Origin of the sequence: Pseudomonas sp. NPDC087690 (assembly GCF_044743175.1) — a bacterium.
In the GTDB taxonomy this organism is placed as follows: Bacteria; Pseudomonadota; Gammaproteobacteria; order Pseudomonadales; family Pseudomonadaceae; genus Aquipseudomonas.
In genome coordinates, this window is record NZ_JBIUVX010000028.1 from 58,242 (window position 1) to 67,822 (window position 9,581).

Sequence of the window (9,581 nt, forward strand, 5' to 3'; positions counted from 1 at the left end):
GCGCATAAAAATAATCAGTGGGAGTACATCTACATGCAATCGACTCAAAAGCCGACTCACGTCCGCTATTTGATCCTGCTCATGCTGTTTCTGGTGACCACGATCAACTACGCTGACCGCGCCACGATCGCCATCGCCGGCTCCAGCCTGCAAAAAGATCTGGGCATCGACGCGGTCACCCTCGGCTATATCTTCTCCGCATTCGGTTGGGCCTACGTGGCCGGGCAAATTCCCGGTGGCTGGCTGCTCGATCGCTTCGGCTCGAAAAAAGTCTATGCCCTGAGCATTTTCACCTGGTCGCTGTTCACCGTGCTGCAAGGCTTTGTCGGTGAGTTCGGCATGTCCACCGCCATTGTTGCGCTGTTCATGCTGCGCTTCCTGGTCGGTCTGGCTGAAGCGCCTTCGTTCCCTGGCAACGCGCGCATCGTGGCCGCTTGGTTCCCGACCGCTGAACGTGGCACCGCCTCGGCGATCTTCAACTCGGCGCAATACTTTGCCACCGTGTTGTTCGCACCGCTGATGGGCTGGATCGTTTACTCCTTTGGCTGGGAACACGTGTTCATCGTCATGGGTATCCTCGGGATCATCTTCTCGCTGGTCTGGCTGAAAGTGATCTACAGCCCGCGTGAACACCCACGCATCAACGAAGCCGAGTTCAAGCACATCGCTGAAAACGGCGGCATGGTCGACATGGACCAGAAGGGCAAAAAGTCCGACGGTCCGAAATGGGATTACATCCGTCAGTTGCTGACCAATCGCATGATGCTGGGCGTGTATCTGGGCCAGTACTGCATCAACGGCATCACTTACTTCTTCCTGACCTGGTTCCCGGTGTATCTGGTGCAAGAGCGTGGCATGACCATTCTCAAGGCCGGTTTCATCGCCTCGCTGCCGGCAATCTGCGGTTTCATCGGCGGCGTGCTCGGTGGGGTGATTTCCGACTACCTGCTGCGCAAGGGCCACTCGCTGACCTTCGCTCGCAAAGCGCCGATCATCGCCGGCCTGCTGGTTTCCAGCAGCATCGTTGCCTGTAACTATGTTGAAGTGGAATGGATGGTCGTCGGCTTCATGGCCCTGGCCTTCTTCGGCAAAGGCGTTGGCGCACTGGGTTGGGCGGTGGTCTCCGACACCTCGCCAAAACAGATCGCCGGTCTGAGCGGTGGCCTGTTCAACACCTTCGGCAACATCGCTTCGATCACCACACCGATCGTGATTGGCTACATCATCAGCTCCACCGGTTCGTTCAAGTGGGCGCTGGTATTCGTTGGTGCCAATGCTCTGGTTGCGGTGTTCAGCTATCTGGTCATCGTTGGCCCGATCAAACGTGTGGTACTCAAAGAGCCGCCAACCAACGGCGGTGTTGAAGCCAGTGGTAAATTGTCCCAAGCGCATTCCTGAGGAGCGGCGTCATGCAGTTGATTGAACATTCCGACTCGCCGCGCCACATCCGCCTGCACGAGCGGGACAACGTGGTGGTAGTGGTCAACGACCAGGGCGCACCGGCCGGCACTGAGTTTGCCGATGGCCTGGTGACGCTGGAATTTGTGCCGCAGAGCCACAAGGTCACCCTCGAAGACATTCCCGAGGGCGGCCAGGTGATTCGCTACGGTCAGGTGATCGGCTACGCGTTGCAGCCGATCCGCCGGGGCAGTTGGGTCAAGGAAGATCAACTGCGCATGCCGACCGCGCCGCCGCTGGACAGCCTGCCGCTGTCCACCGAGGTGCCGGACGCGCAGGCACCGCTGGAAGGCTTCACGTTCGAGGGCTATCGCAACGCCGACGGCACCGTCGGCACGCGCAATATTCTTGGCATCACCACCACGGTGCAGTGCGTCACCGGCGTGCTCGATCACGCGGTGAAAAGGATCAAGGAAGAACTGCTGCCGAAGTACCCACACGTCGATGACGTGGTGGCGCTGACTCACAGTTACGGCTGCGGTGTAGCGATCACCGCCACCGACGCTTACATCCCGATTCGCACTGTGCGCAATCTGGCGCGCAACCCCAACCTCGGTGGTGAGGCGTTGGTGATCAGTCTGGGCTGCGAGAAATTGCAGGCCGGGCAGGTGATGCACGAGGACGACGCTTCGGTGGATCTCAGCGATCCGTGGCTGTATCGCTTGCAGGATTCCAGTCACGGTTTCACCGAAATGATCGAGCAGATCATGGAACTGGCTGAAGTGCGCCTGAAGAAACTCGACCAGCGCCGCCGCGAAACCGTGCCGGCGTCCGAGTTGATTCTCGGCATGCAGTGCGGCGGCAGCGATGCGTTCTCCGGGATCACCGCCAACCCGGCACTGGGCTATGCCTCGGACTTGTTGCTGCGTGCGGGGGCGACGGTGATGTTTTCCGAAGTCACCGAAGTACGCGATGCGATTTATCTGCTCACTTCTCGTGCTGAAACCAAGACCGTCGCCGAGGAACTGGTGCGCGAGATGGACTGGTACGACCGCTATCTTGCCAAAGGTGAAGCGGATCGCAGCGCAAATACGACGCCGGGCAACAAGAAGGGCGGGTTGTCGAACATTGTCGAGAAGTCGCTGGGTTCGATCGTCAAATCCGGCAGCAGCGCGATCAATGGCGTGCTCGGCCCGGGCGAGCGCTTCAAGCAGAAGGGTTTGATTTTCTGTGCGACGCCGGCGAGTGATTTTGTTTGCGGCACGTTGCAGTTGGCGGCGGGGATGAACCTGCATGTGTTCACCACCGGGCGTGGCACGCCGTACGGTTTGGCGATGGCGCCGGTGGTGAAAGTCTCGACACGCACGGAGCTGGCGCAGCGCTGGCCGGATCTGATCGACATCGACGCCGGGCGGATTGCCACCGGGCGTGCGACCATCGAAGAGTTGGGCTGGGAGTTGTTTCACTACTATCTGGATGTTGCGAGCGGCAAGCAGCAGACATGGGCGGAGAAGCACAAGCTGCATAACGACATTACGTTGTTCAACCCGGCGCCGATTACTTGATGCGTGATCGGCTTGGCCCTCACCCCAGCCCTCTCGCGGGGGGAGAGGGGGCCGATCCAGGGATATTTTAGAAGTACATCGACCTGAAAGTGCTTTGCCGAATCCATAATCGACTCGGTCTTGCAGGTCGATGTATGCCGCAAAACACCTCGGTCAGTCCCCTCTCCCTCGGGGAGAGGGTTAGGGTGAGGGGCTTTTCAAGCTTTTGGCTTATCATTAGCCCCCTAACGACGCTCACCCAAGGCTCCCCGGCATGCTGGCAATCTTCCTCGAAACCCTGAACATCACCGCGCCGGTGTTTGCCATGCTGTTTCTCGGTGTGCTGCTCAAGCGCATCGACTGGATCAACGACAACTTCATCCACACCGCCTCGTCGCTGGTGTTCAACGTGACCATGCCGGCGCTGCTGTTCCTCGGCATTCTGCACGCCGACCTGCATGCGGCACTGCAACCGTCCCTGCTGATCTATTTCTCCCTTGCCACGCTGGTGAGCTTTGCCCTGGCCTGGGGCTGGGCGATTTTCCGCTGCCCGCGGGAAGATCGCGGCATCTACACCCAGGGCGCGTTTCGCGGCAATAACGGCGTGATCGGTCTGGCGCTGGCGGCGAGCATGTACGGCGATTACGGGATTTCCCTCGGGGCGATTCTCGCAGCATTGGTGATCCTGTTTTACAACACCCTGTCGACCATCGTGCTGGCGGTGTACAGCCCGGTGATCAAGTCCGATCCGTGGAGCATCTGCAAAAGCGTGTTCAGCAATCCACTGATCATCAGCGTGATTGCGGCGGCGCCGTTTGCCTATTTCAAGATTGCTTTGCCGGGCTGGCTGGAGACATCCGGCCAGTATCTGGCACAGACCACCTTACCGCTGGCGCTGATCTGCATTGGCGGCACGCTGTCGCTGGCAGCGTTGCGCAAGAGCGGCAACATGGCGCTCAGTTCGAGTCTGGTGAAGATGGTCGGTTTGCCGGTACTGGCAACGCTGGGGGCGTGGTTGTGGGGTTTTCGCGGGGCGGAGCTGGGGATTCTGTTTCTGTACTTCGGCAGCCCGACGGCGGCGGCAAGTTTTGTCATGGCGCGGGCGGCGCAAGGCAATCATGAACTGGCGGCGGCGATTATTGTGCTGACCACGTTGATGGCGGCGATTACTACCAATATCGGGATCTTTGTTTTGCAGTGGGGTGGTTGGATCTAAAGGGCAACATCAAAAGATCGCAGCCTGCGGCAGCTCCTACATGGGCATGCGTTCCTGTAGGAGCTGCCGAAGGCTGCGATCTTTTAGCTTTTCTGGTAGGTATCAATCACTTCCTGCGCCGCGCGAAACGCATCAATCGCCGCCGGCACGCCGGCATACACCGCGCAATGCAGCAGCGCTTCACGAATCTCGTCTACCGTACAGCCATTGTTCAGTGCACCGCGCACATGGCCCTTCAACTCTTGCGGGCACTTCAACGCCGTTAGCGCCGCGAGGGTAATCAAACTGCGCGTCTTCAGCGGCAGACCTTCTCGATTCCATACCCCGCCCCAAGCGTGTTCATTGACGAAATCCTGCAGCGGTTGGGTGAATTCGGTGGCGTTGCCCAAGGCGCGATCAACAAACGCATCGCCCATTACCTGGCGGCGGACGTCTACCCCGGATTGCTTCGATTCGGTCATGGCATATCACTCTTGTGGTGTTGGCGGCGCCAGGCGCGGATGGAGGTGAACAGCAGAAACGCCAGCAACGGCGGCAGAACGTAAAACAGCATCAAGCGCTCCAGCTTGCCGGCCAGCGGCATGCCGGTGGTGAACGACACCACATGCAGCCCGTAGACCAGATACAAACCGAGCAGCAACAAACCTTCGGTGCGGGTCACGCGGTAGCCTGAATAGAACACCGGCAAGCACAGCGCGGCGACGCCGAGCATCACCGGCAAGTCGAAATCCAGCGCGTTCGGCGACACCGATAACGGCGTCGGTGCGATCAACGCAGTCAGGCCAAGCACGCCGAGCAGGTTGAACAGATTGGCGCCGATCACGTTGCCCACGGCGATGTCCCGTTGCCCGCGCAGTGCGGCGATCAGCGAGGTCGCCAGTTCCGGCAGCGAAGTGCCGACGGCGACCACGGTCAGACCGATCACCCGTTCGGAGAAACCCAGATCCGTCGCCACTACCACCGCCGCGCCCAGCAGCAGATGCCCGGCAAACACCAACATCGCCAAACCGACGATGATCATCAGCGAGCTGCCAATCCAGGACACTTGCGCAGCGTCTGTCTGTGCCGAGTGCGGGCGCGTCGAATGCCGCGACTGACGCAGCAACAGGCCGAGGTACAACGCCAATGCAGCCAGCAAGAGGATGCCGTCGAAGCGTCCGATCTCTTCGTTCCACGCCAATACGAACACCAACAGACTGGCGCCGATCATCAGCGGAATGTCGAGGCGCACCAGTTGCCGTGACACGCGCAGCGGGATGATCAGCGCCGACAGGCCGAGGGTCACAAGGATGTTGAAGATGCTGCTGCCGACCACGCTGCTGACCGCGATGTCGGGATTGTGCGCCAACGCGGCTTGCACACTGACTGCCATCTGCGGCGCGCTGCTGCCGAGGGCGACGATGGTCAGGCCGATGATCAGCGGACGTACGTGCAAGCGTTCAGCCAGGCGCACAGCCGCACGCACCATCAGTTCGGCGCCGAAGATCAGCAGGCACAGGCCGGCGAGCAGTTCGATCACGCTGATCAGCGGTAAATCGCTCAGTCCGTAAATGGTCAGCGCTCCATCAGTCGAGAGCCTGCACGCGAACCCGTGCGGTGCCGCTGCGCAGCATGCCGAGCTGTTCGGCGGCCTCGCGGGAAACGTCGATCAGACGTCCACGGGTGTGCGGGCCGCGGTCGTTGATACGGACCACGACGGATTCATCGTTTTTCAGGTTGGTGACCTTCACCCGTGTACCGAACGGTAGTTGGCGATGGGCAGCGGTCAGGGAATTCTGGTTGAACGGTTCGCCACTGGCGGTGCGTTTACCGTGGTGCCTGGCACCGTAATAGGAAGCGACGCCGGTCTGGTCGTAACCGTGCGGGTCGATGGTGTCGGTGCTGGCGCAACCGGCCATTAAAGAGAGCAGGGCGCAACTGATGAACAAACGCTTCATTCAAAGGTTTCCCGAATCAAATGTGGGAGTGAGCCTGCTCGCGATAGCGGTAAGACAGTCAACCTTTCAGTGTCTGACATTGCGCTATCGCGAGCAGGCTCACTCCTACAGGGTATGGAGCCAGGCTTGGGGTCTGGCTCCATTTTCATCAGCCTTCGAGCTTGCTTTTCAGCAGTTCGTTCACTTGCTGCGGGTTGGCTTTGCCTTTCGACGCTTTCATCGCCTGACCGACAAAGAAGCCGAACATCTTGCCGCGTTTGGTTTCATCCGCCGCGCGATACTGTTCAACTTGCTCAGCGTTGGCCGCAAGCATTTCGTCGAGCACCGCCGAGATCGCACCGCTGTCGGTCACTTGCTTCAGGCCACGTTTTTCGATGATCTCGTCCGCGCTGCCTTCACCGTTGGCCATCGCTTCGAACACAACCTTGGCGATCTTGCCGGAGATGGTGTTGTCCTTGATGCGCAGCAGCATGCCGCCCAACAGTTCAGCGGAAACCGGCGACTCGTCGATGTCCAGGCCTTGCTTGTTGAGCAGGCTGCCCAACTCGACCATCACCCAGTTCGCCGCCAGTTTGGCGTCGCCGCCGATGCTCGCGACTTTCTCGAAGTAATCGGCTTGCTCGCGGCTGGTGGCCAGCACGCTGGCGTCGTAGACCGACAGACCGAATTGCTCCTGGAAACGCTCGCGTTTCTGCGGAGGCAGCTCCGGCAGGGTGGCGCGCACCTCGCCGAGGAACGACTCTTCGATGACCACCGGCAGCAGGTCCGGATCGGGGAAGTAACGGTAGTCGTTGGCTTCCTCTTTCGAACGCATCGGACGGGTTTCGTCCTTGTTCGGATCGTACAGACGGGTCTGCTGGATCACTTTGCCGCCGTCTTCGATCAGCTCGATCTGCCGCTGGATCTCGGAGTTGATCGCCTTCTCGATGAAGCGGAACGAGTTGACGTTCTTGATCTCGCAGCGCGTGCCGAACTCAACCTGACCTTTCGGACGGATCGACACGTTGCAGTCGCAACGCAGCGAGCCTTCGGCCATGTTGCCGTCGCAGATACCCAGATAACGCACCAGCGCGTGGATTGCCTTGACGTAAGCCACGGCTTCCTTGGCGCTGCGCATGTCCGGCTCGGAGACGATTTCCAGCAGCGGCGTGCCGGCACGGTTCAGGTCGATGCCGGTGGCACCGTTGAATTCTTCGTGCAGGCTCTTGCCAGCGTCTTCTTCCAGGTGCGCGCGGGTGATGCCGACACGTTTGACGGTGCCGTCTTCCAGGGCGATGTCCAGGTGGCCCTTGCCGACGATCGGCAATTCCATCTGGCTGATCTGGTAGCCCTTCGGCAGATCGGGGTAGAAGTAGTTTTTACGGGCGAACACGTTGTGCTGACCGATCTCGGCGTCAATCGCCAGACCGAACATCACCGCCATACGCACCGCTTCCTGGTTCAGCACCGGCAATACGCCAGGCATGCCCAGGTCGATCAGGCTGGCCTGGGTGTTCGGCTCGGAACCGAATGTGGTGGAACTACCGGAAAAGATTTTCGATCGGGTAGTGAGCTGAGTGTGAATCTCCAGCCCGATCACGACTTCCCATTGCATGTGTGTCTCCTCAGAAGCCGGTTGGGGTGCGGGTGTGCCAGTCAGTGTTCAACTGATACTGGTGCGCAACATTGAGCAAACGGCCTTCCTGGAAATACGGCGCCAGCAACTGCACACCAACCGGCAGACCGTCGACAAAACCGGCCGGCATCGACAGGCCTGGCAGGCCGGCGAGGTTGGCGGTGATGGTGTAGACGTCTTCCAGATAGGCAGCAACCGGGTCGCTGTTCTTCGCGCCAAGCTTCCAGGCCGGGTTCGGCGTGGTCGGGCCGAGGATGATGTCGACTTCATTAAAGGCAGCCATGAAGTCGTTCTTCACCAGGCGACGGATCTTCTGCGCTTTCAGGTAGTAGGCGTCGTAATAACCGGCGGACAGTGCGTAGGCACCGACCATGATCCGGCGCTGCACTTCTGCGCCGAAGCCTTCGCCCCGCGAGCGCTTGTACAGGTCGATCAGGTCTTTCGGTTGCTCGCAACGGTGGCCGAAACGCACGCCGTCGAAACGCGACAGGTTCGAGGAAGCCTCTGCCGGGGCGATCACGTAATACGCAGGAATCGCGTGCTGCATGTTCGGCAGGCTGATTTCCTTGATCACGGCACCGAGTTTCTGCAGCTCTTGGATGCTGTTCTGGATCAGCTCGGCGATGCGCGGGTCGAGACCGGCGCTGAAGTATTCCTTCGGCACGCCGATGCGCAGACCTTGCAGCGAATCGCCCAGGCTTGCGGAGTAATCCGGAACCGGCTCATCGATGCTGGTGGAGTCGTTCTGGTCGAAGCCAGCCATACCTTGCAACAAAATGGCGCAGTCTTCGGCAGTGCGCGCCAACGGGCCGCCCTGATCGAGGCTGGAGGCGTAAGCGATCATGCCCCAGCGCGAAACGCGACCGTACGTCGGTTTCAGGCCAGTGAGGTTGGTGAACGCCGCCGGCTGACGAATCGAACCACCAGTGTCGGTGGCCGTGGCCGCTGGCAACAGACGCGCGGCAACTGCCGCCGCCGAACCACCGGACGAACCGCCCGGAACGTGTTCGAGGTTCCACGGGTTTTTCACCGCGCCATACCAGCTCGACTCGTTGGCCGAACCCATGGCGAATTCGTCCATGTTGGTCTTGCCCAGGGTAACGGCACCGGCAGCCGCCAGTTTCGCGACCACGGTGGCGTCGTACGGGGCTTTGAAGTTGTCGAGCATCTTCGAGCCGCAGCTGGTGCGAATGCCCTGAGTGCAGAACAGGTCTTTGTGAGCAATCGGCGCGCCAAGCAGGGCGCCGCTCTCACCGCTGGCGCGGCGTGCATCGGCAGCTTTCGCCTGCTCGATGGCCAGCTCTTCGGTGAGGCTGATGAAACTGTTGAGCTGCGGATCGAGCTGGGTGATACGCGCCAGCAGGACTTTGGTCAGCTCTTCGGAGGAAAACTTTTTATCGGCGAGACCGCGGGCGATCTCGGCCAGAGTCATTTGATGCAGTGCAGGCTCTTTCCCTTTAGTCGATGACTTTCGGAACCAGATACAGGCCGTTTTCGACCGCTGGTGCGATGGACTGGTAGGCCTCGCGGTGATTGCTCTCGGTCACGACGTCGGCGCGCAGGCGCTGACTGGCTTCCAGCGGGTGGGCCAGAGGCTCGATTCCGTCGGTATTAACAGCCTGCATTTCGTCGACCAGACCGAGAATGCTGTTGAGAGCGGAAGTAATGTGTGGAAGATCGGCATCATTGAGGCCAAGGCAGGCCAGATGAGCGATTTTTTCCACGTCGGAGCGTTCTAGCGCCATCGGGATTCTCCTGTGGAAAACAGAACGGACGGCGTCCGTGTGTTAGATTGTCGGAACACGACCGCACTTCTACGGTCATATGGCCGCGATTGTGGGGCTTGGTGCACAGAAAAGCGGCCAATTTAC

Annotated in this window: 9 protein-coding genes; 3 read left to right on the plus strand and 6 right to left on the minus strand. The window is 60.1% G+C overall.

Annotated elements, in window-relative coordinates; translation table 11 throughout:
- Nucleotides 1-33: 33 nt before the first annotated feature.
- From ACIPIZ_RS21640 to ACIPIZ_RS21650, 3 genes are all read left to right on the plus strand, one after another.
- A complete protein-coding gene (locus ACIPIZ_RS21640) occupies nt 34-1,398 on the plus strand; it encodes an MFS transporter (protein ID WP_064387923.1) in 1,365 nt (454 codons plus the stop codon).
- 11 nt (nt 1,399-1,409) lie between these two features.
- Entirely contained in the window at nt 1,410-2,963 is a 1,554-nt protein-coding gene (gene garD / locus ACIPIZ_RS21645; protein WP_150646881.1) for a galactarate dehydratase, read from the plus strand.
- A gap of 253 nt (nt 2,964-3,216) precedes the next feature.
- A complete protein-coding gene (locus tag ACIPIZ_RS21650) occupies nt 3,217-4,158 on the plus strand; it encodes an AEC family transporter (protein WP_064387925.1) in 942 nt (313 codons plus the stop codon).
- Nucleotides 4,159-4,241: 83 nt separating this feature from the next.
- On the opposite strand, the gene ACIPIZ_RS21655 is transcribed toward ACIPIZ_RS21650, so the two are convergent.
- The 6 genes from ACIPIZ_RS21655 to gatC all read right to left on the minus strand — a co-directional run bounded on the left by ACIPIZ_RS21655 (nt 4,242) and on the right by gatC (nt 9,455).
- The gene (locus ACIPIZ_RS21655) at nt 4,242-4,619 is read right to left on the minus strand and encodes a carboxymuconolactone decarboxylase family protein (RefSeq protein WP_105705465.1); all 378 of its coding nucleotides are present in this window, start codon (nt 4,617-4,619) and stop codon (nt 4,242-4,244) included.
- Complete coding sequence (locus ACIPIZ_RS21660) at nt 4,616-5,677, minus strand: calcium/sodium antiporter (protein WP_064387927.1); 1,062 nt, start codon at nt 5,675-5,677, stop codon at nt 4,616-4,618. Before ACIPIZ_RS21660 ends, ACIPIZ_RS21655 begins: the two co-directional genes overlap by 4 nt.
- 46 nt (nt 5,678-5,723) lie before the next feature.
- Nucleotides 5,724-6,095, minus strand: coding sequence for a septal ring lytic transglycosylase RlpA family protein (locus tag ACIPIZ_RS21665; protein ID WP_064387928.1), 372 nt, complete (start codon nt 6,093-6,095; stop codon nt 5,724-5,726).
- Between the two features lie 148 nt (nt 6,096-6,243).
- The gene (gatB, locus tag ACIPIZ_RS21670) at nt 6,244-7,689 is read right to left on the minus strand and encodes an Asp-tRNA(Asn)/Glu-tRNA(Gln) amidotransferase subunit GatB (protein WP_105705470.1); all 1,446 of its coding nucleotides are present in this window, start codon (nt 7,687-7,689) and stop codon (nt 6,244-6,246) included.
- A gap of 10 nt (nt 7,690-7,699) precedes the next feature.
- Nucleotides 7,700-9,142 (minus strand): Asp-tRNA(Asn)/Glu-tRNA(Gln) amidotransferase subunit GatA, encoded by a 1,443-nt coding sequence (gene gatA, locus ACIPIZ_RS21675; RefSeq protein ID WP_401167313.1) that lies wholly within the window; start codon nt 9,140-9,142, stop codon nt 7,700-7,702.
- Nucleotides 9,143-9,167: 25 nt separating this feature from the next.
- Nucleotides 9,168-9,455, minus strand: coding sequence for an Asp-tRNA(Asn)/Glu-tRNA(Gln) amidotransferase subunit GatC (gene gatC, locus ACIPIZ_RS21680; RefSeq protein WP_007915356.1), 288 nt, complete (start codon nt 9,453-9,455; stop codon nt 9,168-9,170).
- Nucleotides 9,456-9,581 lie beyond the last annotated feature (126 nt).

What these genes read in the sequence shown, in the direction of transcription:
- ACIPIZ_RS21655 (WP_105705465.1), bottom strand. Translation starts at nt 4,619, where the DNA reads ATGACCGAATCGAAGCAATCCGGGGTAGACGTCCGCCGCCAGGTAATG.
- ACIPIZ_RS21650 (WP_064387925.1), top strand. Translation starts at nt 3,217, where the DNA reads ATGCTGGCAATCTTCCTCGAAACCCTGAACATCACCGCGCCGGTGTTT.
- gatA (WP_401167313.1), bottom strand. Translation starts at nt 9,142, where the DNA reads ATGACTCTGGCCGAGATCGCCCGCGGTCTCGCCGATAAAAAGTTTTCC.
- ACIPIZ_RS21665 (WP_064387928.1), bottom strand. Translation starts at nt 6,095, where the DNA reads ATGAAGCGTTTGTTCATCAGTTGCGCCCTGCTCTCTTTAATGGCCGGT.
- ACIPIZ_RS21640 (WP_064387923.1), top strand. Translation starts at nt 34, where the DNA reads ATGCAATCGACTCAAAAGCCGACTCACGTCCGCTATTTGATCCTGCTC.
- gatB (WP_105705470.1), bottom strand. Translation starts at nt 7,689, where the DNA reads ATGCAATGGGAAGTCGTGATCGGGCTGGAGATTCACACTCAGCTCACT.
- gatC (WP_007915356.1), bottom strand. Translation starts at nt 9,455, where the DNA reads ATGGCGCTAGAACGCTCCGACGTGGAAAAAATCGCTCATCTGGCCTGC.
- garD (WP_150646881.1), top strand. Translation starts at nt 1,410, where the DNA reads ATGCAGTTGATTGAACATTCCGACTCGCCGCGCCACATCCGCCTGCAC.